At 52.8% G+C, this 26,045-nt stretch carries 19 protein-coding genes and 1 pseudogene; 12 read left to right on the top strand and 8 right to left on the bottom strand.

The window, feature by feature from the left end; translation table 11 throughout:
* Position 1: 1 nt before the first annotated feature.
* From thyA to recD, 9 genes are all read left to right on the top strand, one after another.
* The gene (thyA, locus tag DBR02_RS05425; protein WP_006811817.1) at positions 2-796 is read left to right on the top strand and encodes a thymidylate synthase; all 795 of its coding nucleotides are present in this window, start codon (positions 2-4) and stop codon (positions 794-796) included.
* A gap of 184 nt (positions 797-980) precedes the next feature.
* On the top strand, positions 981-1,445 hold the full coding sequence (locus tag DBR02_RS05420) for a prepilin peptidase-dependent protein (RefSeq protein ID WP_107533652.1): 465 nt from the start codon (positions 981-983) through the stop codon (positions 1,443-1,445).
* Positions 1,436-1,996: a prepilin peptidase-dependent protein gene (locus tag DBR02_RS05415; RefSeq protein ID WP_107533651.1), complete on the top strand. Its 561-nt coding sequence runs from the start codon at positions 1,436-1,438 to the stop codon at positions 1,994-1,996. The genes DBR02_RS05420 and DBR02_RS05415 overlap by 10 nt, the downstream gene beginning before the upstream one ends.
* Positions 1,993-2,391 (top strand): DUF2509 family protein, encoded by a 399-nt coding sequence (locus tag DBR02_RS05410; protein ID WP_107533650.1) that lies wholly within the window; start codon positions 1,993-1,995, stop codon positions 2,389-2,391. The genes DBR02_RS05415 and DBR02_RS05410 overlap by 4 nt, the downstream gene beginning before the upstream one ends.
* Entirely contained in the window at positions 2,376-2,699 is a 324-nt protein-coding gene (locus DBR02_RS05405; RefSeq protein WP_107533649.1) for a prepilin-type N-terminal cleavage/methylation domain-containing protein, read from the top strand. The genes DBR02_RS05410 and DBR02_RS05405 overlap by 16 nt, the downstream gene beginning before the upstream one ends.
* A 12-nt stretch (positions 2,700-2,711) precedes the next feature.
* Complete coding sequence (gene recC / locus DBR02_RS05400) at positions 2,712-6,086, top strand: exodeoxyribonuclease V subunit gamma (protein WP_063451928.1); 3,375 nt, start codon at positions 2,712-2,714, stop codon at positions 6,084-6,086.
* Between the two features lie 139 nt (positions 6,087-6,225).
* Positions 6,226-9,108 carry a pitrilysin gene (gene ptrA / locus DBR02_RS05395; RefSeq protein ID WP_107533648.1) on the top strand — a complete coding sequence of 961 codons (2,883 nt, stop codon included), beginning with the start codon at positions 6,226-6,228 and terminating at the stop codon, positions 9,106-9,108.
* The gene (gene recB, locus DBR02_RS05390; RefSeq protein ID WP_107533647.1) at positions 9,105-12,647 is read left to right on the top strand and encodes an exodeoxyribonuclease V subunit beta; all 3,543 of its coding nucleotides are present in this window, start codon (positions 9,105-9,107) and stop codon (positions 12,645-12,647) included. The genes ptrA and recB overlap by 4 nt, the downstream gene beginning before the upstream one ends.
* Complete coding sequence (gene recD / locus DBR02_RS05385; protein WP_107533646.1) at positions 12,644-14,464, top strand: exodeoxyribonuclease V subunit alpha; 1,821 nt, start codon at positions 12,644-12,646, stop codon at positions 14,462-14,464. Before recB ends, recD begins: the two co-directional genes overlap by 4 nt.
* A 34-nt stretch (positions 14,465-14,498) precedes the next feature.
* On the opposite strand, the gene argA is transcribed toward recD, so the two are convergent.
* A complete protein-coding gene (gene argA, locus DBR02_RS05380; protein ID WP_006811807.1) occupies positions 14,499-15,830 on the bottom strand; it encodes an amino-acid N-acetyltransferase in 1,332 nt (443 codons plus the stop codon).
* A gap of 227 nt (positions 15,831-16,057) precedes the next feature.
* Here argA and amiC point away from each other — a divergent pair, with 227 nt between their 5' ends.
* On the top strand, positions 16,058-17,311 hold the full coding sequence (gene amiC / locus DBR02_RS05375; protein WP_107533645.1) for an N-acetylmuramoyl-L-alanine amidase AmiC: 1,254 nt from the start codon (positions 16,058-16,060) through the stop codon (positions 17,309-17,311).
* Between the two features lie 369 nt (positions 17,312-17,680).
* On the opposite strand, the gene DBR02_RS26940 is transcribed toward amiC, so the two are convergent.
* From DBR02_RS26940 to DBR02_RS05350, 7 genes are all read right to left on the bottom strand, one after another.
* Positions 17,681-17,977 (bottom strand): conjugal transfer protein TraG N-terminal domain-containing protein, encoded by a 297-nt coding sequence (locus tag DBR02_RS26940; RefSeq protein ID WP_233157619.1) that lies wholly within the window; start codon positions 17,975-17,977, stop codon positions 17,681-17,683.
* A gap of 475 nt (positions 17,978-18,452) precedes the next feature.
* Positions 18,453-18,632, bottom strand: a complete 180-nt coding sequence (locus DBR02_RS26935; RefSeq protein ID WP_254058665.1) for a conjugal transfer protein TraG N-terminal domain-containing protein — start codon at positions 18,630-18,632, stop codon at positions 18,453-18,455.
* 69 nt (positions 18,633-18,701) lie between these two features.
* Entirely contained in the window at positions 18,702-19,034 is a 333-nt protein-coding gene (locus DBR02_RS26930) for a hypothetical protein (RefSeq protein WP_233157620.1), read from the bottom strand.
* 401 nt (positions 19,035-19,435) lie between these two features.
* The gene (locus tag DBR02_RS05365; protein WP_107533644.1) at positions 19,436-19,888 is read right to left on the bottom strand and encodes a hypothetical protein; all 453 of its coding nucleotides are present in this window, start codon (positions 19,886-19,888) and stop codon (positions 19,436-19,438) included.
* A complete protein-coding gene (locus DBR02_RS05360; protein ID WP_107533643.1) occupies positions 19,878-20,990 on the bottom strand; it encodes a hypothetical protein in 1,113 nt (370 codons plus the stop codon). The genes DBR02_RS05365 and DBR02_RS05360 overlap by 11 nt, the downstream gene beginning before the upstream one ends.
* 13 nt (positions 20,991-21,003) lie before the next feature.
* Positions 21,004-22,284, bottom strand: a complete 1,281-nt coding sequence (locus DBR02_RS05355; protein WP_107533642.1) for a DUF4150 domain-containing protein — start codon at positions 22,282-22,284, stop codon at positions 21,004-21,006.
* A complete protein-coding gene (locus DBR02_RS05350; protein WP_107533641.1) occupies positions 22,277-23,500 on the bottom strand; it encodes a DUF2169 family type VI secretion system accessory protein in 1,224 nt (407 codons plus the stop codon). The genes DBR02_RS05355 and DBR02_RS05350 overlap by 8 nt, the downstream gene beginning before the upstream one ends.
* A 569-nt stretch (positions 23,501-24,069) precedes the next feature.
* Between DBR02_RS05350 and DBR02_RS05345 the strand changes: the two genes are divergently transcribed.
* A complete protein-coding gene (locus DBR02_RS05345) occupies positions 24,070-24,279 on the top strand; it encodes a helix-turn-helix domain-containing protein (protein ID WP_107533640.1) in 210 nt (69 codons plus the stop codon).
* Between the two features lie 886 nt (positions 24,280-25,165).
* Positions 25,166-25,544, top strand: a pseudogene (locus DBR02_RS05335) (integrase domain-containing protein); the annotation flags it as partial.
* Positions 25,545-26,045 lie beyond the last annotated feature (501 nt).

Here is a 26,045-nt window from a genome sequence, read left to right as displayed (position 1 = left end):
CATGAAACAGTACCTTGAATTGATGAAAAAAGTGCTCGACGAGGGCACGCCGAAAAACGACCGCACCGGCACCGGTACGCTCTCCATTTTTGGCCACCAGATGCGCTTCAATCTGCAAGAAGGCTTTCCTCTGGTGACGACGAAGCGCTGCCATCTGCGCTCGATCATTCATGAACTGCTCTGGTTCCTGCAAGGCGATACCAACGTTGCTTATCTGCATGAAAACAATGTCTCCATCTGGGACGAGTGGGCAGACGAAAACGGCGACCTGGGGCCGGTCTACGGCAAGCAATGGCGCGCGTGGCCAACCCCGGACGGTCGCCATATCGACCAGATCACGACCGTCATGAACCAGCTGAAGAATGACCCGGACTCGCGTCGTATCATCGTTTCTGCCTGGAACGTGGGTGAGCTGGACAAAATGGCGCTGGCACCGTGCCATGCCTTCTTCCAGTTCTACGTGGCGGACGGCAAGCTCTCCTGCCAGCTCTATCAGCGCTCCTGCGACGTGTTCCTCGGCCTGCCGTTTAACATCGCCAGCTACGCGCTGTTAGTGCACATGATGGCGCAGCAGTGCGATCTTGAAGTGGGCGATTTTGTCTGGACGGGCGGTGATACCCATCTCTACAGCAATCATATGGAACAGACGCATCTCCAGCTGACGCGTGAACCGCGCGCGCTGCCGAAACTGGTGATCAAACGTAAGCCGGATTCGATTTTCGATTACCGTTTTGATGACTTCGAGATTGAAGGCTACGACCCGCATCCCGGCATTAAAGCGCCTGTCGCCATCTGATACGGCGGATCCTGACACAACCGGTGCTCTTGAGCGCCGGTTTTTTTTCGTGCTCGTTTTGTTTTTCGAGCCTGTTTCCAGAGAGGATGCAATGCGTTGCAACAGACGACATTCTCCTGAAAGCGGCTCGTAATGTTCTGGTTTGACGCTCGCGCCTTTTCTGCCTTTCCGCGACACTCCCGCCATGAAAAACGAACATGGCTTTACGCTTATCGAAACCCTTGTCGCCATCTCGCTGGTCGTGATCCTCAGCGCGACGGGACTTTATGGCTGGGACAGCTGGCAACAGCGGCAGCGGCTCTGGCAGACAGTCTGTCAGGTGCGGGATTACCTGGTGTTTTTGCGAAACGACGCAAATCGTCACAACAGCGTGCACAGGATCGCACTTCACGCTGACGGGAATCAGGCCTGCCTTATCAGCGCTGTAGTCCCTGGCTGCAACAGCGGCGGCCCGTTCGTGATGAAACCGTTATGGCCGGAGGTCACGCTGAGCGACGTCACGCCTGCGCTGGGATTTTACGGCTTAAGGGATACCGCATGGGCCGGACATGTTCGCGTGCAGAGCCGCGCCGGTGCGTGGTGGGTTGTTGTCTCAAATGGTGGGCGTATCAGGCTGTGTAATGCCGCAGGAGAAAGTCTATGCCAGTAAAACAAAAAGGGTTCTCCCTTCTGGAGGTCCTGATTGCGATGACGATAAGCAGCATTCTGTTACTCAGCACGTCACGTTTTTTACCCGGGCTCCAGCGGGGTGTTTTACTGCAATCCGGGCAACGAGAGCTGGAAGAGGAGGTGTGGCAACGCCTGCTTGCGATCGGTAAACAGCTCCAGCGAGCAGGATATTGTGCAGGGCATTGTCAGGGGCAAGGGTTAATCATCGGCAGGCAAGGGCGCTGTGCAATTGTGCAGTGGGATGTAAACAGCAACGGTCAGTGGGATACCTCCGCGTCAGAAAATGACAGCACGGGATTTCGGCTTGAAGCCGGCGCGCTTGAAACGCTGCGGGGCGCGACGTCCTGTGAAGGTAAGGGGTGGGATAAACTCACCGACCCCGATCGGATCCTGATCGAGCAGTTCATGATCACCAAAACCGACCATGCTGGTTTTGCACCGGTAATCAATGTCGAGCTGCGCGCCCGGCGCAAAGATGAACTGACCACACCCTTTTCAGCCCACCACACCGTAACGGGGTTCAATCTGTGAATCGTCAGCGGGGCATGTCATCGCTGGTGCTGGTCCTGCTGTTGCTGGTGCTCGGCACGCTGATCCTCACCGGATTAAACCAGCAGTTGAAAACTTTTAATGCTGTGGTGAGTAATGAGAGTCTGTCCGTTCGCCAGCAGGCTGCCGTGCAGTCTGCGCTGGAGTGGGGACGCGTTCAGCGCTGGGCTTTACGGCCAGAGGTTCAGTGCAAGCAGACGCAGCGTTGGCGGGTCTGTTTAAGGCTGCTCAGGGATCGGGCTTTGCTTATTGCCGGATTTGACGATCTGTTGCTTTGGCAGGGCGGAGAAATCACGGAAGGACAAATACGCTTTTCTGCCCACGGCTGGAGCGATTTCTGCCCCCTTAAGGAAAAAGCGCTATGTCAGTTACCCTGAGCAGACAAAAAGGATTTAGCATGGTTGAGGTTTTGCTGGCAATGATGTTGCTGGTTGTGGTTGTGACGGCGTTATCCGGATATCATCGCGCGCTGGCGGCCCGGTATGCGGCGCTTAGCCAGTATCGTCAGCTATGGCATCATGCGTGGAATCAGACGCAGATCTCAACGTCGATGCTCCCGCCGGGCTGGCAGGTCAGTCGGGGGCAGACAACACAGACCGGATGTGTCAGCATCACGGTCACACTTATTTCTCCTATGGGGCCGCAGGGCGCGTTGACGCGTCTGCATTGCCCGGTTAGCCGGTAGTCGGGAGCGTTTATGCTAAGGGTTTACCACTCAAATCGTCTGGATGTGCTGGAAGCACTGATGGAGTATATCGTTGAGCAAGAGCGTCTCGACGATCCGTTTGAGCCAGAAATGGTGCTGGTGCAGAGCACCGGTATGGCGCAGTGGCTGCAAATGTCCCTTTCGCAGAAGTTTGGCATTGCGGCGAACATCGATTTTCCGCTGCCCGCGAGCTTTATCTGGGAGATGTTTGTTCGCGTCCTGCCGGATATTCCCGAGCAGAGCGCATTCAACAAACAAAGCATGGCCTGGAAACTGATGACACTGCTGCCGGACATGCTGGAGCATGAAGAGTTCGCCATGCTGCGCCACTACCTGAATGATGACACCGACAAGCGCAAACTGTTTCAACTGGCCTCACGCACCGCCGACCTCTACGACCAGTATCTGGTTTACCGTGCAGAATGGCTGATTCGCTGGGAAGCGGGAGAATTAGTCGATGGGTTGCCGGAAGCGCAAATCTGGCAGGCGCCGCTCTGGAAAGCGCTGGTCGAGCATACCGAGCAGCTCGGTCAGCCTAAATGGCACCGTGCTAACCTGTACGATCGCTTTATCTCAACACTCGAGAACACCGCAGAACGGCCAGCCCGTTTGCCGTCACGCGTGTTCATCTGCGGTATCTCCGCGCTGCCGCCGGTCTACCTGAACGCGCTCAAAGCGCTCGGTAAGCACACTGATATCCATATCCTTTTTACCAACCCGTGTCGGCACTACTGGGGAGATATTCAGGATCCGCGCTGGCTTTCACGGCTGGTCACCCGCCAGCGAAAACGCCTCTTTGAGGAACGTGCCGTGCCGCTGTTTAAGGACACTGAAAACGCGGCGCAGCTTTTCGATGAAGAGGGGATTCAGAACCTGCCGAACCCGCTGCTTGCCTCGTGGGGCAAGCTGGGGCGCGACTATATTTATCTGCTTTCAGATATCACCTCCTCGGGAGAGGGGGACGTGGATGCGTTTGCGGATATTACGCCCGACAGCCTGCTGCACAATATTCAGCTCGATATTCTGGATTTAGAGAACCGTGCCGTTGCCGGGATCACTGCCGAGGAGTTTGCGCGAAGCGATAAGAAGCGAAAACTGGATCCTGACGATCGTAGTATCGCGATCCACGTTTGCCATAGTCCACAGCGTGAAGTTGAAGTTCTACATGACCGCCTGCTGGCCATGTTGCAGGACGATCCAACCCTGACACCGCGCGATATCGTGGTGATGGTGGCGGATATCGACAGCTATAGCCCGTTTATTCAGGCGGTATTTGGCAGCGCAACGGGTGACCGCTATCTGCCCTACGCCATCTCAGACCGCCGCGCTCGTCAGTCACACCCGGCGCTTCAGGCCTTTATCAGCCTGCTTTCGCTGCCCGATAGCCGGTTCATCTCTGAGGATGTGCTGGCATTGCTGGATGTGCCTGTTCTGGCCGCACGTTTCGACATTAACGAAGAGGGATTGCGCTACCTGCGTCAGTGGGTCAACGAATCCGGCGTCCGCTGGGGAATTGACGATGACAACGTTCAGGAGTTCGAGCTTCCACCAACCGGCCAGCACACCTGGCAGTTTGGCCTTACCCGCATGCTGCTGGGGTATGCGATGGAGAGCATCCACGGCGAATGGAATGACGTGCTGCCGTACGATGAGTCCAGCGGGTTAATCGCGGAACTGGTAGGTCACCTGGCCTCGCTGCTGATGCAGCTCAACCGCTGGCGCCGCGCGCTGATGCAGCCCCGCCCGCTTGAAGAGTGGCTGCCGGTTTGCCGCGACATGCTGAATGATTTCTTCCTGCCGGACAGCGAAACAGAGGCTGCCATGGCGCTTATCGAGAAGCAGTGGCAGGCCATTGTGGATGAGGGGGTAAATTCGCACTATCACGAGGCGGTTCCCCTTTCGCTTCTGCGTGATGAGCTGACGCAACGCCTTGACCAGGAGCGCATCAGCCAGCGCTTCCTTGCAGGGCCGGTGAATATCTGCACCCTGATGCCGATGCGTTCAATCCCGTTCAAAGTGGTTTGTCTGCTTGGCATGAACGACGGTATTTATCCACGCGCGCTGCCTCCCCTGGGCTTTGATCTCATGAGCGCACAGCCGAAGCGGGGCGACCGCAGCCGCCGCGATGATGACCGTTATCTTTTCCTTGAGGCGCTGATGTCCGCGCAAAGCAGGCTCTATATCAGCTATATCGGGCGTTCAATTCAGGATAACAGCGAGCGTTTCCCGTCGGTGCTGGTGCAGGAGCTGGTGGACTACATCGGACAGAGTCACTATCTGCCGGGCGATGAAGCCTGTAACTGCGACGAAAGCGAACGTCGGGTGAAAGCGCATATCACCTGTCACCATAGCCGAATGCCGTTTGATCCTGTCAATTACGTTCCTGATGAACTGCAAAGCTACGCCCGCGAGTGGCTTCCCGCCGCGAAGAACGAGGGAACACCGCAAACCGATTTTATTCAGGCGCTCGAACCGCTCGCCATAGACACCCTCACGTTTGAGCAGCTACAGCGCTTTTGGGCGCATCCGGTTCGGGCTTTTTTCCAGCAACGCTTGCAGGTGAACTTCCGCTCGGAAGAGAGCGAAATCCCCGATGCGGAACCGTTTATTCTTGATGGGCTGGAGCGGTTTAAGCTCAATTCCCAGCTTCTGAATGCGTTGGTTGACGAAGAAGATGCCAGCAAACTGTTCAGACGTTTCAGGGCGTCGGGATTACTTCCGTATGGCGCGTTCGGCGAAATCGTCTGGGATGCCCAGTGCGAAGAGATGCAAGCCCTTGCTGACCGGGTTATCGCGTGTCGGCAGCCGGCGAGCAGCATTGAAATCGATCTCGATTGTAACGGTATCCACCTCAGCGGCTGGCTCACGCACGTGCAGTCTGACGGGCTGCTGCGCTGGCGCCCCTCCATGCTCAGCGTTTCACATGGCCTGCAACTCTGGCTCGAACATCTTGTCTACTGTGCGAATGGTCACGAAGGCGAAAGCCGGTTGTTTGTACGTAAGGACGGCGAGTGGCGCTTCCCGCCCATGAAGCCTGATCAGGCGTTGACGTATCTGTCGCTTTATATTGAAGGCTACCGTCAGGGCATGAACAAACCACTACTTTTACTGCCTGAAAGTGGGGGGGCGTGGATAAAAGCCTGTTACGACGCGCAGAATGATGCCATGTTAACGGATGAGGCTTCGCTCCAGAAAGCGCGCAGCAAGTTTTTGCAGGCCTACGAAGGGAACATGATGGTACGTGGCGAGGGCGACGATGTCTGGTATCAACGTTTATGGCGAACGCTGGAGCCAGAATATTTCGACATTATCACGGAAGAGGCGCAACGCTACCTGTTACCGTTGTACAAATTTAATCAGTCCTGAGTGCTGTATAAAAATTGCGCAGCATGAGGTGTTCATTTATGATGCACCTCTTATCACGGACTGATGTACCCAGAGAAAGAGATGCTGGCGTGTCCAGCACGCACGTTGTTAATGATGTAGCCGTGATAAAGAGGTCGTAATGCCAGGCAGCACCTTGTTAAAAGCGTTTGTTTTGTTTATCGCCCTTTGGGCTCCCGTCACTCAGGCCGATTCCGGTTGGCAACCCGTCCAGGAAACAATCCGTAAGAGCGAAAAGGACACCCGTCAGTATCAGGCGATTCGTCTTGATAACGGGATGACCGTGCTGCTGGTTTCCGACCCTCAGGCGGTGAAATCGCTCTCCGCGCTGGTTGTGCCGGTGGGTTCGCTGGAAGATCCTGAAGCCCATCCGGGACTGGCGCACTACCTTGAGCACATGACGCTGATGGGCTCTAAAAAATACCCACAGCCTGACAGCCTGTCTGAATTTCTGAAAATGCATGGCGGCAGCCACAACGCCAGTACCGCGCCGTACCGCACCGCGTTTTACCTGGAAGTGGAAAATGATGCGCTTGATGGCGCGGTCGACCGTCTGGCGGATGCCATCGCCGCACCGCTGCTGGATAAAAAATATGCCGACCGGGAACGCAACGCCGTGAACGCCGAACTGACCATGGCGCGCACGCGAGACGGTATGCGCATGGCGCAGGTCAGCGCAGAAACCATCAACCCGGCGCACCCGGGTTCGCGCTTCTCAGGCGGCAATCTTGAAACGCTGAGCGACAAACCGGGTAGCCCGGTGCTCGATGCGCTGCATGCGTTTCGCGACAAATACTACTCCGCCAACCTGATGAAAGCGGTGATCTACAGTAATAAACCGTTGCCAGCGCTGGCAAATATGGCGGCGCAAACCTATGGCAGGGTGCCAAATAAAAATATCGAGCGGCCGCAGATTAACGTGCCGGTTGTCACGGACGCGCAAAAAGGCATCGTTATTCACTATGTCCCGGCCTTGCCCCGCAAGGTTTTACGCGTTGAATTCCGTATTGATAACAACACGGCGCAGTTCCGCAGCAAAACCGACGAGCTGGTGACCTATCTTATCGGCAACCGCAGCCCGGGCACGCTCTCTGACTGGCTGCAAAAGCAGGGGCTGGTGGAAGGTATTCGCGCTGACTCCGATCCCGTCGTAAACGGTAACAGCGGCGTGCTGGCAATCTCCGCGACGCTAACCGATAAAGGGCTGGCTCACCGTGACGATGTCGTTGCGGCCATTTTTAGCTATCTCTCTCTGCTGCGCGAGAAAGGCGTCGATAAACGCTACTTTGACGAGCTGGCGCACGTGCTGGATCTCGATTTCCGTTATCCCTCTATCACGCGTGACATGGACTACGTTGAGTGGCTGGCAGATACCATGATCCGCGTGCCCGTGGAACATACGCTGGATGCGGTAAATATTGCCGACCAGTATGACGCCGGGGCGCTCAAGGCGCGTCTGGCGATGATGACCCCACAGAATGCCCGTGTCTGGTATATCAGCCCGAACGAACCGCACAACAAAATGGCCTACTTCGTGGATGCTCCGTATCAGGTTGAAAAAATCAGCGAACAGACCTTCGCGGGCTGGCAGAAAAAGGCGGGTGAGATTGCGCTGAAGTTGCCGGAGCTTAACCCCTACATCCCGGATGATTTCACGCTGATCAAACCCGCAAAGGCGTATCCGCACCCGGAACTGATTGTTGATGAGCCGACGCTGCGGGTGGTCTACACCCCAAGCCGCTATTTCGCCGACGAGCCAAAAGCGGATGTCAGCGTGGTGCTGCGCAACCCGAAAGCAATGGATAGCGCCAGAAATCAGGTGCTGTTTGCGCTGAACGATTATCTGGCCGGTATTGCCCTCGATCAGCTCAGCAACCAGGCTGCCGTTGGCGGCATCAGCTTCTCGACCAACGCCAATAACGGCCTGATGGTGAATGCCAACGGCTATACCCAGCGTTTGCCGCAGCTGTTCCAGGCGCTGCTGGAGGGCTATTTCAGCTACACGCCTACGGAAGAACAGCTTGAGCAGGCTAAGTCCTGGTATGCGCAGATGATGGATTCTGCGGAGAAGGGGAAAGCCTACGATCAGGCGATTATGCCGGCGCAGATGCTGTCGCAAATTCCTTATTTCCAGCGCGAAGATCGCCGCGCGTTACTGCCCTCTGTGACCTTAAAAGAGGTTCTGGCTTACCGTGATGCGCTGAAAACCAATACCCGTCCGGAGTTCCTGGTTGTGGGCAATATGAGCGAAGAGCAGGCTAAAACGCTGGCGCAAAACGTCCGTACGCAGTTGGGTTCAAAAGGCGATGAGTGGTGCCGTAACCAGGACGTGCTGGTAGAGAAAAAGCAAAACGCGATCTTCGAAAAAGCGGGGAGCAGCACCGATTCCGCGCTGGCCGCGGTGTTTGTACCTACCGGTTATGATGAATTTACCAGCTCTGCCCAGAGCGCCGTGCTTGGACAAATTATTCAGCCGTGGTTCTACAACCAGTTGCGCACCGAGGAGCAACTGGGCTACGCGGTGTTCGCTTTCTCCATGAACGTGGGCCGCCAGTGGGGGCTGGGCTTCCTTCTGCAAAGCAGCGACAAGCAGCCCGCTTACCTGTGGCAGCGCTATCAGGCGTTCTTCCCGCAGGCGGAAGCAAAACTGCGGGCTATGAAGCCGGAGGAGTTTGCCCAGATCCAGCAGGCCGTTATCGCGCAGGTGATGCAGCCGCCGCAGACGCTGGGCGAAGAAGCCTCGCAGCTGAGCAAAGATTTCGATCGCGGTAATATGAAATTTGATTCGCGTGATAAAATAGTGGCCGAAATAAAACAGCTGACGCCACAAAAGGTTGCCGATTTCTTCCACCAGGCGGTGGTAAAACCGCAGGGTATGGCCATCCTCTCTCAGGTCTCTGGCAGCCAGAACGGGAAAACGGACTACGTAAAATCGAAAGAGTGGACCGTCTGGAAGAGCGTCAGCGCACTACAGCAGTCTATGCCCTGGAGTAAAAAAGAATGACCCATACCGCTGAGCCGCTTGATCCCCTAAGTTTACCTCTACAGGGCGAGCGATTGATTGAAGCCTCAGCGGGAACGGGAAAAACCTATACCATCGCCGCGCTCTATCTGCGTCTGCTGTTAGGGCTCGGCGGCAGTGCCGCTTTTTCACGCCCGTTAAGCGTGGAGGAGCTGCTGGTGGTCACCTTCACCGAAGCGGCCACTGCCGAGCTGCGTGGCCGTATTCGCAGTAACATTCATGAACTGCGCATCGCCTGTCTGCGCCAGACCACGGATAACCCCCTCTACGCGAGCCTGCTGGACGAGATCGCCGATAAGCAACAGGCTGCGCAATGGCTGCTGCTGGCCGAACGGCAAATGGACGAGGCGTCCGTCTTCACCATTCACGGTTTTTGTCAGCGCATGCTGAGCCTGAATGCGTTTGAATCCGGCATGCTCTTTGAGCAACAGCTTATTGAAGATGAATCCGAGCTTCGCTATCAGGCCTGCGCGGATTTCTGGCGGCGTCACTGTTATCCGTTGCAGCGCGACATTGCCGAAGCGGTTCACGCCCTGTGGAAAGGTCCGGAAGATCTTCTTCGCGCCATCGACCGTTACCTGCAAGGCGAAGCGCCGGTCATCAAATCCCCGCCGCCTGCCGATGAAACGCTGGCCTCGCGCCATGAAAAGATTGTCGCCAAAATTACCGCGCTTAAGCAGAAGTGGAATGAGTCGGTCGGTGAAATTGATGCGATCATCGAAAACTCAGGCATCGACAGACGCAAGTTCAACCGAGGGAACCAGGGGAAGTGGATCGAAAAGATCAGCGCCTGGGCCCAGGAGGAGACGCGGGGCTACCAGCTTCCGGATGCACTGGAAAAATTTTCGCAGCGCTTTTTGACCGAGCGGACTAAAGCCGACGGCATTGTGCCCGAGCATCCCCTGTTTGTGGCGATTGAAGCGCTGATTGCTGAGCCATTAACGCTCAACGATCTGATGATCACCCGCGCCATGACGGAGATCCGCCAGGCCGTCGCGCGGGAAAAACGTCGCCGGGGCGAGCTGGGGTTCGATGATATGCTGAGCCGCCTGGACGAGGCGCTGTCCAGCGAGAATGGTGAAGCGCTCGCCAGCGCGATCCGTACCCGATTCCCGGTGGCGATGATTGACGAATTTCAGGACACCGACCCCCAGCAGTACCGCATTTTTCGCCGCATCTGGCGACAGCAGCCCGACACTGCCCTGCTGTTGATAGGCGATCCTAAACAGGCAATTTATGCCTTCCGCGGGGCCGATATCTTTACCTATATGAAAGCTCGCAGCGAGGTCGTCGCGCACTACACGTTAGACACGAACTGGCGCTCCGCGCCGGGGATGGTTGAGAGCGTCAATGCGCTGTTCAGCCGCATGGAGTCGGCGTTCATGTTCAATGAAATTCCTTTCCTGCCGGTGAAATCTGCCCCAAATAACGCGACCTTACGCTTTGAAGTCAGCGGTGCGGTGCAACCCGCCATGACCTTCTGGCTGCTTGAGGGGGAAGGCTATGGTGTTGCCGACTATCAGGCGGCGATGGCCCAGCACTGCGCCGCGCAAATCCGTGACTGGCTGAGCGCAGGCGCGCGCGGCGAGGCGCTGCTGTGGAAGGGGGAACAGGCAAATCCTGTTAAAGCCTCTGATATCACCGTGCTGGTGCGCAGCCGTCAGGAAGCGGCGTTGATCCGCGATGCGCTTACGCTGCTTGATATTCCCTCCGTGTATCTTTCTAACCGCGACAGCGTGTTCGACACGCTGGAAGCCCAGGAAATGCTCTGGCTGCTTCAGGCGGTGCTGGCGCCGGAACGCGAAAATACGCTTCGAAGCGCGCTGGCCAGTTCAATGCTGGGGTTGAACGCGCGGGATATCGACGTGCTTAACCATGACGAAAACGCATGGGATACGGTAGTGGAAGAGTTTGTCCATTACCGTGAGCGCTGGCAAAAACGCGGCGTCATGGCGATGCTTCGCGAGCTGATGACGCGGCGTCAGATTGCCGAAAATATGCTGGCGACATCCGGCGGTGAAAGGCGTCTGACCGATATTTTACACATCAGCGAACTGTTGCAGGAAGCGGGTACCCAGCTTGAAAGTGAACATGCCCTTGTGCGCTGGCTGGCGCAGCAAATTGCGGATCCCAACAGTAACGCCTCAAGCCAGCAGATGCGTCTTGAGAGCGATAAGCATCTGGTGCAAATCGTCACCATTCACAAATCGAAAGGTCTCGAGTATCCGCTGGTCTGGCTGCCCTTCATCGCGAACTACCGCGTTCAGGATCAGGCCTTTTACCATGACCGCGAGACTTTCGATGCGGTGCTCGATCTCAGCAAAGCGGAAACCAGCGTTGAGCTGGCGGAAGCGGAGCGTCTGGCGGAGGATTTGCGCCTGCTATACGTGGCGCTGACCCGTTCTGTCTGGCATTGCAGCCTGGGCGTCGCGCCCGTATTTCGCCGTCGCGGAGAAAAAACGGGGGAGAGCGATTTCCATTTAAGCGCGTTAGGGCGGCTTATTCAGCGTGGCGAGCCGAAAGATGCGGCGGGGCTGCGCCACTGCATTGAGTCGCTTTGCGGTGACGATATCGCGCTACATATCCCCACTCTGCCAGACAATAGCCGCTGGCAAATGGCGCAAGAGACCGCCACCGATCTTAACGCGCGCCAGATCACGCGGGTGCTTGCCGACGACTGGCGAGTCACCAGCTATTCTGGCCTGCAACAGCACGGGCAAAGTATTGCGCAGGATCTCATGCCGAAGCTGGACGTGGATGCCGCAGGGGTGGGAGAGGTGCCGGTTGAGCCAACGTTAACCCCGCATCAGTTCCCGCGCGGCGCGTCGCCGGGCACCTTTTTACACAGCCTCTTTGAGGAGCTGGATTTTACCCAGCCTGTCAGTGAGGAGTGGGTGCTGAGGATGCTACAGAGCGGAGGCTATGACGCGCACTGGCAGCCCGTTCTCACAGACTGGATCAACGCCATTTTGCAGGCGCCGCTGACGGAGCAGGGCTTCTCGCTTCGCCAGCTAACGGCCAAAAATAAGCAGGTTGAGATGGAGTTTTATCTGCCTGTCGAAGGTCCGCTTAAGGCCGACGCGCTCGATGCGCTCATCCGTCAGTACGATCCGCTATCAGCCGGCTGCCCGCCGCTGAACTTCCGTCAGGTACAGGGCATGCTGAAAGGGTTTATCGACCTGGTCTTCCGTCACGAAGGGCGTTACTACCTGCTGGACTACAAATCCAACTGGCTGGGCGAGAGCAGCGAAGCCTATACCCAACAGGCGATGGCGGCAGCCATGCAAATGCATCGCTACGATCTGCAATATCAGCTCTATAGCCTGGCGCTGCACCGCTATTTGCGCCACCGTATTGCGGATTATCGCTACGATGACCATTTTGGTGGCGTCATCTACCTGTTCTTACGCGGGGTCGACGCTGCCGATCCGCACTCCGGGATCTTCAGTACTCGTCCGGACGCCGAACTGATTGATAAAATGGATAACCTGTTTGCAGCAAACGCGGAGGAGATGGCATGACGATGCAGGACTTATTGCTGGATGCGGTAGAGCAACGCGTGCTGCGTCAGCTGGACGTGCAGTTTGCCATGATGATTGCCGCTGACCAGCCCGCCGTGATGCTTGCCGCTGCCCTTTTGAGTAAAGACGCCGGAGAGGGGCATGTGTGTCTGCCGCTCTCGCGTCTGGTGATTGATGAAAAAATGCCCCCTGTCCTCCAGTCTTGCTTTGCGCTGCTGGGTGAGACGGTGGACTGGCCGAAAATTTTGTGCGAATCATCGGCCGTCGGGCCGGGAGAAAACCAGGCACCGCTGATCCTCTCGGGTGAGCGCTTGTACCTGAACCGCCTGTGGCGAAACGAGCTGACGGTAGCGCGTTTCTTTAGTGAGACCAACGCGCCGCTTCCCTGCGATGAAGCGCAGCTTCGCCAGACGCTGGACAGTCTGTTTGACTCTGGTGAAGCCACGGACTGGCAGAAAGTGGCGGCGGCTGTCGCCCTGACGCGACGGATTTCGGTGATTTCCGGCGGCCCGGGGACCGGGAAAACAACGACCGTAGCAAAACTGCTGGCCGCCCTGATCCAGCTTTCAGGCGAGCAGCGATGCCGTATTCGTCTGGCGGCGCCCACTGGAAAGGCCGCGGCGCGTCTGACCGAATCTCTGGGCGGCGCGATGCAACGGCTGCCGCTGACGCAGGAACAGCTTGCGCTTTTCCCGGGTGAAGCAAGTACGCTGCACCGTCTGCTCGGCGCTCAGCCGGGTAGCCAGCGTCTGCGCTACCATGCGGGCAATCCGCTGCATCTGGACGTGCTGGTGGTGGATGAAGCCTCTATGATCGACCTGACCATGATGTCGCGCCTGATCGATGCTCTGCCGCCGCATGCGCGCGTGGTTTTCCTGGGCGATCGCGACCAGCTCGCCTCCGTTGAAGCCGGGGCGGTACTGGGAGATATCTGTACCTACGCCAGCTATGGTTATACCGCCGCGCGGGCGCAGGAGCTTGCCCGCCTGACCGGCTGCTCGCTTGAGCCCGATCGCTCACCCGTCGCGGGCGCGCTGCGCGACAGCCTGTGCCTGCTGCAAAAAAGCTACCGCTTTGGCAGCGACTCCGGCATCGGCCAGCTGGCGGCGGCGGTAAACCGTGGGGATCGGCATGCCACGCGCACGGTGTTTGACGGTTCCTTCACTGACATAGAAAAGAAATCGCTGCAAAGCGGGGAAGAGTATCAGGCAATGCTTGAGGAGGCTCTCCAGGGTTACCAGCATTTTCTGAGCTGCGTGCAGCAGCGCAGTCAGCCCGAGCAGGTCATCGCCGCATTTGGCGAATACCAGCTTCTGTGCGCACTGCGCGAAGGGCCGTTTGGCGTCGCGGGTCTGAACGACAGGCTGGAGCAGCTGCTTGTGCAGAAACGCAGAATTAACCGTCAGCTGCATTCGCGATGGTATGAGGGCAGGCCAGTGATGATCTCCCGCAACGACAGTGCGCTGGGGCTGTTCAACGGGGATATCGGCATTGCGCTCGATCGCGGCAACGGTCTGCGCGTGTGGTTCCAGCTGCCGGACGGCAGCGTGAAGTCCGTTCAGCCCAGCCGCCTGCCGGAGCATGAAACGGCATGGGCGATGACGGTACACAAATCTCAGGGCTCCGAGTTCAACCATGCGGCGCTGATCCTGCCGACACAGCTTTCACCGGTCGTAACCCGTGAGCTGGTCTACACCGCCATTACCCGTGCGCGTCAGCGTCTGTCGCTGTATGCGGATGAACGCGTGCTGGGACAGGCGATTGCCACCCGCACCGAGCGCAGGAGCGGATTAAGCGCGATATTTGAATCTGCCTGAATGAACGCCCTTTCCAACAGGAAAGGGCTACCTGTCACCCCAGGTCCGCCATTAATACCTTCGAGCGGCGCTGATAGTTGTACATCTCTTTCTTGCTTTCCGGCAGTGAATCAATATCCACCGGCGTGAAGCCGCGTTCCTGGAACCAGTGAATGCTGCGGGTGGTGAGCACGAACAGTTTGCTCAGACCCATCTGGCGCGCCTGTGCCGCCACGCGTTCAAGCAGCAGTTCGCCCCGGGAAGAGCTACGGTAATCCGGGTGCACCGCAACGCACGCCATTTCTCCAATCTGCTCTTCCGGGAACGGATAAAGCGCCGCACAGGCAATGGTCAGGTTATCGCGCTGGATGATGGTGAACTTGTCGATCTCCATCTCCAGCTGCTCGCGGGAGCGGCGAACCAGAATGCCCTGCTGCTCCAGCGGCCGGATCAGCTCCAGAATACCGCCGATGTCGTTGATGGTGGCGCGGCGGATCTGCTCGGCGCTCTCCATCACAATCTGCGTACCAATACCGTCCCGGGAGAACAGCTCCTGCAACAGCGCGCCGTCTTCCTGATAGCTGATCAGGTGGCTGCGGCGTACGCCGCTGCGGCACGCTTTGACGGCACCGCGCAGAAAACGCACCGTACCGGAATAGTAATCGCCTTGTGCTTCCAGCGCTTCGACGCGTGCCTGAGCTTCATTCGGAAAAAGTTCTGGCACAATTACGCCCTCATCATTCACGACGCCTTGTGAAGAGCAAAACCCAATCATTTTCTCGGCTTTCAGCTTGATGGCCAGCTGGGTAGCAATCTCTTCCGAGGTCAGATTAAAACTTTCACCCGTTACGGAGACGGCAACAGGGCCCATCAGAACGATCGCGCCATTGTCTAACTGACGGTGAATGGCTTCTTCATCAATACGGCGGATGCGACCGCTGTGGCAGTAGTCCACGCCATCGTCCACGCCGAGCGGCTGAGCAATGATAAAATTGCCGCTCACCACGTTGATATGCGCGCCCTGCAACGGCGTATTATTCAGGCTCATCGACAGGCGGGCGGTAATATCGAGCTGCAACAGGCCCGCCGCCTGTTTGACCAGCTCGAGGGTTTTCGCATCCGTCACGCGGGTATGTTTGTGGTAAATCGGCTCATGATGATGCGCGGCGAGGTTGGCTTCGATTTGCGGACGTGCGCCATACACCACCACCAGACGGATGCCGAGGCTGTGCAGCAGGCCAATATCATTGACGATGCTGGAAAAGTTTTCATGCTCAATGGCTTCGCCGCCAAGCATGATGACAAACGTTTTTCCCCGATGGGTGTTGATATAGGGAACAGAATGGCGGAATCCCTGGACCAGTTCGGTTCTGCGTTCCTTAACCATGACACAACCCTTAATGTATGTTTATTCGTAATTTCTGTATTTTTATTCGATTGTGGCCGTCCGTGCAAGCCTAAATTTTCTGCGACCCACAGAAAATGATAAGTAATCCGTGCGTTAACGTATGATTGTTTACCCTTTTATAGATGACAGTTTATGCGTCATTCGTTAAAGTTTTCGGTCAATTCAGACGTTTTATTCATTAATCAGTTTTATTGCTCGGGAGAAGCATGTCGGGATCCAATTCAGCAATAAGCCGCCGCCGCCTGTTAAAAGGGGCCGGGGCGATGTGGTTGCTTAGCGTCAGCCAGGTGGGTCTTGCCGCCACAAGCCAGGTAGTCGCGGTGCGCGTCTGGCCGTCGTCGACCTATACGCGCGTGACGGTTGAGTCCAACCGCGTGCTGAAATATAAGCAATTCGCCCTCAGCAATCCTGAACGTGTGGTGGTTGATCTCGAAGGTGTGAACCTCAACTCCGTGCTGAAAGGCATGGCGGCTCAGATCCGCGGCGACGATCCGTTTATCAAATCGGCGCGCGTCGGGCAGTTCGATCCGCAAACCGTGCGCATGGTGTTTGAGCTGAAGCAGAACGTGAAGCCGCAGCTCTTTGCCCTTGCGCCTGTTGCCGCCTTTAAGGAGCGTCTGGTAATGGATCTCTATCCGGCGAATGCCACGGATATTCAGGATCCGCTCCTGGCACTCCTTGAGGATTACAACAAAGGCGATCTCGACCGGCAGGTTCCACCAGCACAAAGCGGGCCGAAGCCGGGCAGGGCGGGGCGCGACCGACCGATTGTGATCATGCTCGATCCTGGCCACGGCGGGGAAGATTCCGGCGCCGTCGGGAAATATCGCACCCGCGAAAAAGATGTGGTGCTGCAAATTGCCCGTCGTCTGAAGGCGTTAATCGACAAAGAGGGCAATATGCGCGCCTACATGACGCGCAACGAAGATGTCTTTATCCCGCTGAAGGTCCGCGTGGCGAAAGCGCAGAAGCAGCGCGCGGATCTGTTTGTCTCTATTCACGCGGATGCCTTCACCAGCCGCCAGCCGAGCGGCTCATCGGTATTTGCCCTGTCTACAAAAGGGGCGACCAGTACCGCCGCGAGATACCTGGCGGATACGCAGAACGCCTCGGATTTAATCGGTGGGGTGAGCAAAAGCGGCGATCGTTACGTCGACCATACGATGTTCGATATGGTGCAGTCGCTGACCATTACCGACAGCCTGAAGTTTGGTAAAGCGGTGCTGGGCAAGCTGGGCCGGGTCAATAAGCTGCACAAAAACAGCGTCGAGCAGGCCGGATTTGCGGTACTGAAAGCGCCGGATATTCCGTCCATACTGGTCGAAACCGCGTTTATCAGTAACGTGGAAGAGGAACGCAAGCTCAAGACGGCTAAATTCCAGCAGGAAGTGGCGGAGTCGATTCTGGCGGGTATCCAGGCCTATTTCTCAGACGGAGAAACGCTGGCGCGGCGAGGGTAGGGCATCATGCCGGGTATCTTGCCCGGCATTTTCACAAACGGCAGATACAAAAAAACACCCTTAAGGGTGTTTATTGTTTTAGAAGTGTTGGTTGCGGGGGCCCTGACAACTCCATAAGCCAAGTATCTGAAAAAAGTAAAATATTTCGAACAATACTACAGCCACCCACTCATCCCTTGTAAAGAATCAACGGGTAAAAATTGATGGATTGACAATCAGGACAAACTCTTAAGCAAGAATATGAATCTTCTTCGCTGCTATAAGTCGAAGAATTCTTTTTTCTGCCTGGTTTCATACCTTTCTGGGTAAACATCAGAGCCCGTCCAGCGAGTTTCCTGTCCAAATACCAGCCCAGCTAACGGCCCCCATTCAGAACATCTGCAGCACTATAAACATCGCTCCCAGAACGAATTGCATTAATAAACTATCCCCGGAATTTTGCATTCCAATGCAGTTCTGCATGTCGTTGCCATATATCAGCTCCAGTAGTGATGTATCGAGCCACCGTGTCAACTCCCACCAGAACGACAGGAAAATTAGCCCGAACTGAGCGAAGGTACGGTAATTACCGTTTTCGGGCTGTAGGCAGAAAACAGTGTGACTAGAGGGATACTGGCTACCAGCGCCATCAGCAAAAGCACCTGCACCATGGGTAATGCCTGTCATAAAGAATCATAGGTGGGAAAGAGGAAGAAGGACTTCAGCATGTTGATGACGAAGCCTGTATTATGGGTTATCTGATTGTTCAGCGTCGGATCGACGTTGCTGCCGTACCCTGAATAGATGGTTCCGCTCTGTGATGCTGTTATGTTGTGCGGGCTGGCTATGGTGCGTAATATTGCCTCCTCGTAATCGTTCCTGCAGTAAGGTAACTGGCGCAACCCTGCCATATTTCAGGTTTTACCAGTGCGATGAGCTGTGAGCGTAGCCCCCGAACCGTATCCGACCACCATTATTTACAGATGGGGTATCCACCGTTGCCCGAATTGAATAATCCCGCATCGCGCTCATGTTCTTAAGTCCATGCAGGGCGTGGGGAACGGGCGTGAAAGGTATCGTAGTATCCTAATTGTGTCAGAAACCAGCGGGAACCCATCCACGCCAAATCATTGATTTCTGATTCAGACAGTGTTATTTCACGCTATTTCAGTCTTACCCGTGACGGCGCAAAGCATTCATGGGCAAAATACAGCAATTCCTGGCTGAGTAATTGATTGCTGATACGGGTACGTTGTATATCAAAACGCAGCTGGCGCAGATCGGGTTTGCAGGGCAGTGTAGCTGTTGCTGTGGTCGTTATGCCTTTTGATAGGGTATGCACCAGATGCCACCAGATCGGAACGGATGCCGTTTTGCCACTGATATCACTGACCAGCGGTGCATAGCCGGATTACTCCGGTATGGTGGGAACAGAGAAGTTGCACTGTTTTAAGCGAAGAATATCATATTTCATTGTAGTGATGTCGATATTCAGCAGCGGGATGCAGGTGAATATAATTACCAGTAACGCTACGTATATCATGTTTACCATCCATGTGAGAGTTAACGCACCAGCATTGCTCTTATTGCTGCTTTGTTCGTGGGCCTTAAGCCATAAAGTAAATAGCCTGAACAGAAGGGGAAGGGTAAATAGGCCAGTTGCGGTAATCGTGTCCCAGATTCCGATATTGATGAGCCAGCCGAGTATAGTTAATACATATTCCAGATAACTGTGAGTCGTCATTAGTCAACCCTCTTCGCCAAAGAGAATACTTCATTTGTCAGGATAGATGGTAAAATTATTTTGTTTGAGAAAATTCTGTTTTTATACATACCCCCCCCCTGTAAGTCAAGAGGCCGTTTTTACCATTTATACAGTAATTATTAAGGGTGAAATGAATTAAGGCATGCAATGTTTCCTGTACTAAAGGTTATTATGGTTTTGATACTTAATACGCTTGGCTTGGTGATCGCTAGAGCGACCACCCTTGATATGAACGTAATTCATATGTAATGGTGGAAGTTTACATAATTTAGTGTGTGTTTAAGGTTCTTTGTTGATCATAAATATAAAATCACTATCAGTTCCTAATTTTAATACTATGATTTTTTCTATTCCTTTCATTGCTGGCAACCATGTAACAGCTACAACATGCTCATCATTAAATAATAAGATTGAGTCAGTTGGTCATTGAGTTCTGTTGAGTCATTACTTAGTTTAAAAGATATGCTATCAGGTGTTTCTTTCGCAATGTCGAGACCATATGGAGGTTGATCAGTCCAAACTGGATGAATGGGCGAACTAAAAAGAAACTCACATTTCCGGAGTATCCAACGATCAGGATCACCTTCTGCTGTATAGACAGCATGAGGATGTGAAAACGTAAGCGTCAACCCAGTATGTTGGATATGATAAGAATGTTCTTTCATTATCAGCATTGGCAATAGGCTGTGTTTATCGATATGAAAGTATATTTCCAACTCGTTAACCCATTGGTTAATATTTCTATAACCAATACGAGTACGAATAGCATCTACCAAAAAATAAAATGGCTTCATCAAATCTGCTTTTAATTTATTATGATCGTTATTCATCATTTTCTTCTCCTCGCCCAGTAAATCTGATTAATAATTCGCACTGACGGGTTGTAAAGCAATAGCGATATGAGGAAAAACGTCCAACCAGAAGTAAATAGGCATCATGAATATCAATATTCAGCGACTCAGTGAGTATTTCATTGTCAATAAGCGCTATGTCGGCTGTAATGTTTGGAGTGGATATCTCACCGTTTTTATACTGAAATAATCCGTCACTTGTTCCTAGATATAGTGTGTCATGATATTTGGCAAATTCATTAATTATCATTAAATCATCAGGCTTACTAACATCTTTGAAATTATAACCATCCTGACTTTCTAATAAGTGGCCGTCATATCCACCGACTAGTATACGATTATCATCAACAAATATAGAGCACAGTGTGTTTGTTTCAGGGATATCCAATTTACTCCACTTATTACCATCGTAATGATAGAGAATGCCAACTTTGCCTTTGGGAGTATCAATGCTGCCGCAAGCATAAATATCATTTTGGCTGCGCCCGTTGATGGCGTAAAGATTGCGTCCGTCAGTGTATTTATATTGTTCTGTATCCATCCATTCAATTAGGGGATGCGGTTCTGTCTGACCAGCTTTCTTTTTTTCTTTTACAAATTTACGCATTAGGATTGAGGCATCGAAGGAACTCATCGTCGGCCTGACACCCGCATCAACGGGTACCCATTTACTTTTCTCTTCCCTTCGGAATACGGTTCCGTCATCACCACAGGTATAGAGCATTCCATCGATAACAGTCAGTGCATGCATACAGGTCGCTATTGGTTTATCCAGTAGTTTTTTAATTGTTTCTTTACGTGCTTTACCATTCTGAATGAAAAATACTACAGAATCTGCTGCTGCCGACGATAATACGCATATGCCATTAAAGTTATCCCGTTCAGATTTATAGTGAATACACTGTTCAACACTGGCTTTGATAGTCGTGGACTCGAATACAGGTTTTGCCTCATCACTGCTCCAGATGTTTATTTCGGCGTGCTTAACGCCATATTCCAATCCCCCCTCTGTAGATGTCAGGGCAATGGTTCTACCATCAACAAACCGTCCACAGGTCAGTTCAATAAACTTATCAATAATCATTATTTCTCTCCGATTAACGCGCAATGGTACCCAGTACAGCAATGGCTTCTGGTTTGGGTAATGAATGGGTGGAGCGAAGTAGGGTATCGCCATCTACCATAGCAAACTGAGCTTCCACTACGGCCGTGATCTGTAATTTACATTCTGGTTTGACTTTTGATACAGCAAAAATACTTTCGTATAATACATCTGAAAGACTCACTGTACCGGGAACAGGGGATAGCAGGCCGATAGCAGCAATCTTTGGATCGACATCGTGCGCATCTTTATGCTCCTTGCGCCCGGTTCTCTGATCTTCCAGCTTGTTCAGGCAAATGCTCATACCTTCAGCAAGCGTGGGCATTCCCTGAATACGCTTCTGGTTTTTTATCGCCTCGGGGCGGGTTCCTTTTCTGAGTGTGTAATCAGGGACGATATGATGTTTGTCATTGCCTGGTGGGCATTGCAGTGTTGCATAAGAGCCTATCAAACAGGGGCCTTTCTTATCATCTTTATTCTTTCCTTTAGACTTTCCTCCGCCGTCTTTTTGTTGTTTTTCTGGGATAGTTTTCTTTTTGGAAAGTTGTCTTGCCTCTTTAATTGCGCTGGTAGTCCGCCTGATGCCGGAAGCAGCGTTAATCAGGCCAGGGTAGCCAACAGTGCTGATAACCTGAACGACTCCGTTGCCATAGGTGGATTCAAATCCCCGTAAGGTCTCCGGCCCTGCAGCTCTTGCCATACTTTCATAAGAATCTACATTACCGTTCTTCAACGCTCCGGCAGCCAGCCACGCGCCACGGCCAAAGTTATCCGGCACTTTATCGTATTTTGTTGTTAGAAAATCTTTAATGGTGTCCCATAAAGATTGCTCATCCTGCGTTTCTGGTATTGGCGGTGGGTTTGCTTCTGTTGCGGAATGACTTGCCAGGGGGGGCTGACCGGTAATCTTCCCTACGGTATTCCCGCTGTTCATCCAGAATTCGTCATCGTGGCGCAGTATTGGTTTCCCACCCGAACGCACCGATTTACTGTGTTCTTTTGGGACACACTGGCTTCCTGTCGTACCACTTTTTATACCGGTTGCTGTTCCTGCTTCATCACCAAGGGTGGATGGTACAAAACTCTGCTCAAAAACAACCAATGCTCCTCCGTTTACCCGCACAGAAGGCACAATTCTGGCGGCATTATTCAGTTCAGACATCACTGCGTAAGGTACGGGTGGTATCAAGGGGCCCATTGGCGTTTTGCAGACATCCGGTAAAATGCTTATTACCTGCCACTGACCATTCTTCCGGGCGATATAATTTTCAGCCATGTGCAATCTCTCTGTGCAGTAAAAATTTCTCCTTTAATTTGTCCGGCTCCATTTCATAGCGAGCCTCCAGCATTCTTATAGGCATTGTGGTACTGACCAGACAGCGCCAGGTAGTGGCGATAGTCATGTTTTCTGTGTCAATTAACAGTGTATCCAATAACATCATTTTGGGCAGAAGCAGGCCACTTTCCATCCGTAATAACAATAGAGCCTGATGATGAGGTAATTCGGTCTTCAGAAATCCCTCCGTTGTCAGGTTTGTTAATTCTATTTCCAGACCAGATGATGGAAAAGGGATTTGCTGGTCTTCTGGAGCACAGTTCCAGTAGCCAAAATCAAAATCATCAGGCAGATATGGATGGCGTGTTTCCAGCCATGTCTGGTCATAAGTCCCGGCTCGCGTCAGACGGGGCTGCCAACTGCGGCAGATAATACTAAATCCGGCAGGTTGATATTCTGGGCTGCTCTGTTCTGCATGGCCTTCAAACAATTGCTGAAAATGCTCTGCCTGTAGTGGATATAAAGCATTCATTATTTGGGGAGCGATAACAGATTGTTTCTCTGTAGCGGAAAGATACCAAGGGGTTGAATAGCCCATTCCCAGCGGATTTGTGGTACATACTTCGTGCGCTATAGGGCGATGTTCATGCTCAGGATGCTGGGCAAGTTGTGTTTCTGTGAGTCGATAGTTGGACGGGATGCGTTTTGCTGCTTTAACATTTTCAGGATATATGACACATTCACCTCCAAAAGCAAAACGATAGTCTAATGGTAGAGAGGTAAACGATACTGGTTCACTGAAATACCATGTTCCGCCGGGCTTTCGTATAAGCTGGCGTTCTCCGGTAACACATAGGCGCTTGTTCAATAACGTCTCCCCCTCCGCCGAGTTTAACTTTACTCCCACAGAGAAATTGATACATGGTTTCGCTCCTGGAGCATAGGCTATGGCGTTTATTATGACATCACAGGCTGGCTTATATGGCGCTAAATCGCTTTCTTGCAGAACCATAGAGTTATTCACCCGACCTTTGTACTCATCCTGAATACAAAGTGGTAACGGCTCTTTGTCAATAATTTCTGCCAGATATTGTCCTTCTGCTACTTTTACCAGTTGAAATCCCACTTTCATTATGACTACGTGAGATTCATGATCCAATTTATCCAGCATTTTGTAATGACTGACGGAAAATGGCGTCAGGTTTCTGAATTCCATTTTATGACCTTAGTCTAAATCAAGAAAGATACTCGGAACATCGTTTGCTACAGTGTAGAATTTTGCAAATTCTTAGGGGGCAAGGAATACCCTTCTGCATAACTAGTGTTAACATTCGTGTTTGCATGACTCTTACGAAAAGAGTTTCTCCTGTTGAAATGTAGCGGGGTATGGCTATTTTAATGATTTTTATTTTGGTTTTTGTGATGAATGTTGGGTTTGCGTTTATTTTGGATGATGTTTATTTAGGGTTTTGCAGATTGTCTTATATGTAAGGTGAATGGTTTTTTAATATTCATAAAGCGTGAAAATAATAAAGTGATGATGTTTATATAGACTATCTTAAACGTTTATTTTTTGATACCATACTTCATAAATAGTGTCAGATGAAAAGTTATTGTGTGAATGAAAATATTCTGAATAATTAATTTAAATAATATTAACAGTTGTAATTAGTGTAATACAATCTCTCTTTAAAGAGGAAGTTCCGTTGAGTTTGTTTTTCTTCTTTAGCTACCGCGCTGGTCGCGTACCACTGACCGCGTAAAATTTATTGACGGGGTGGCGGCATGATGCAGCCGGACTGGCATTCTGCCGACATTATCGCGGCACTGAAAAAGCGCGGAACGTCGCTGTCCGCTGTTTCCCGCAAGGCCGGGCTGGCATCCTCCACGCTGACAAACGTGCTGATAAGACACAGGCCCAAAGGTGAGAGGTTGATCGCTGAAGCGTTAGGGATTGCACGGTCTTCCCGCTACCGTAAGCCTGAAAATGATTAAATCATCTCTCACGATCTTCTGATGGGTTTGCTGTCAGAAGCTCGGGAGAAGGCAAGCGAAGCGCGACAGTGCAGGCTCGCAAAAATTATTTTTGACGCAAAAACGGTTTTTCCTTTCTGCACCATCGGCACATGCGTAGTCTCCCTCCTGCCCCATGCTGTCGTTGACAACGCCCAACGCTTTATGACCTGAAAGAAGCGCCTGATGAATCAGGATGGTCGCCTTACCGGCAGGGCCTCTGCAAAAATGCCGGGCCGCAGATACTGCGGCAGAGGTTAAAATTTACACCCAATACACCCTTTCACTGCGCCAGTTTGCTGATGTTATTCTTCCTTGCCAGATATCTGCTGCCATAGCTATACCTGCTAACAACCAGTGCCATTTACCTTACGGGCCGCGGCCTGCATTTCAGTCAGGCTTTGCTGCCGAGTGGCCGTAAAACTGCACCAGCCTGCGATTTTAAAAACACTGTGCCAGACCCGTGCGTCACTTTAACCGCGCTGAGCGGGAAAGTGACGCACGTAGCCCTTTCTACCTGTACCAGAAAACTTAACTGCGCCAGCTCACGGCTGGTTCCTGACACCGCCTTTTCAGGCCATTTGACCGATAAGGAGAACATGAACCGATACCGGAGGGGGATTAGGACGCTCCGGGGGATAACCCGCTAAGGCGGGCGGCTGCTCAGAGAGCACAACCGAAGCCCTACCACACCTCAACGGCTGTCGCCCCGGCGCTCAGGTATCGTTCGTAGCCCCGACAAAAAAACAGGGGCTATCGGCCTACGCGCCGGGGAAAGCTGTATCAGTGTTGGGTTTTGGGGATGAGCTTGCGGCATTCATGAAAAGGGGAAAATATGGGAATTCTGGAGCGGCAAATGAAGCGGTTAGCGCTGGAGCGCGGTGATACCCGGTTGACCGTGGTATTCGGCACCAAAGGCGGGCGGCCTCAAGAGACAATTATTCTGGATGCTTTCGCTGTCAGAAAAACGCTGGTTGTGGCAGAAGATCGCCACGGCAGGCTGATAAATAAGCCGGACTTGAAAATCGCCATGAAATACTGGCACAGTCATACATTACGTTTCGGGTTAAAGGGCGTTTATTCCCCGCACTCGTTGCGCTATGCATGGACATGATGCGATCCGTCATTATCTGGAAAAGGGGTTTTGTAAGAAGAAAGCGCTGTAGATGACTGAGATGGATTTGGGACATTGTGACGGGGGCGGGCGGTACGTGGTGCAGGTCTACAGGCGAAGGGATACTGACTGATAGCCGTTAACTTGAAAAATTTGGTTATCTGTCGGTTTTCATCTAAAATTATTGCTCCAGATAGCTTTTGATGATTTTCTATTAATTTCGGGCTTTTTATATGTTTTCGAACGGTTTCCTCTCAATAATGGTAATTACGAAAGGTATAACCTGTTAACAGGATTCTGATGCAGCATGACAATATTTTGCTGATAATTACGCTAGCAAAAGGTAAAAGGTCGGGTAAAGGTAAAGGGCGACTTAGTATAACTAACTGGAATATCTATAATGGACGGGAACTCATTTTTCCCAGTGACGACCAGATTTTTTTGTGTTTTTCAGTGACGCTTCCTTTTTAGTGTTGTGCCATTTCTCGGCCATAACACGGGAACGTGCTTCATCATTGTGTTTAACCCGATTTTCAGCTTGCTTTTCCAGCTCTCTGGGATCAATTCCTTTTGCCAGCAGCGTCTACAATTTCTGATGCTCTTTACGGGCATCCGTAAGAAATAATGTGGGATA

Origin of the sequence: Enterobacter cloacae complex sp. (genome assembly GCF_900322725.1) — a bacterium.
Taxonomy (GTDB): Bacteria; Pseudomonadota; Gammaproteobacteria; order Enterobacterales; family Enterobacteriaceae; genus Enterobacter; species Enterobacter quasihormaechei.
Note: the sequence above shows the minus strand (reverse complement) of the source record. Positions and strands in the feature narration are given on the sequence as shown.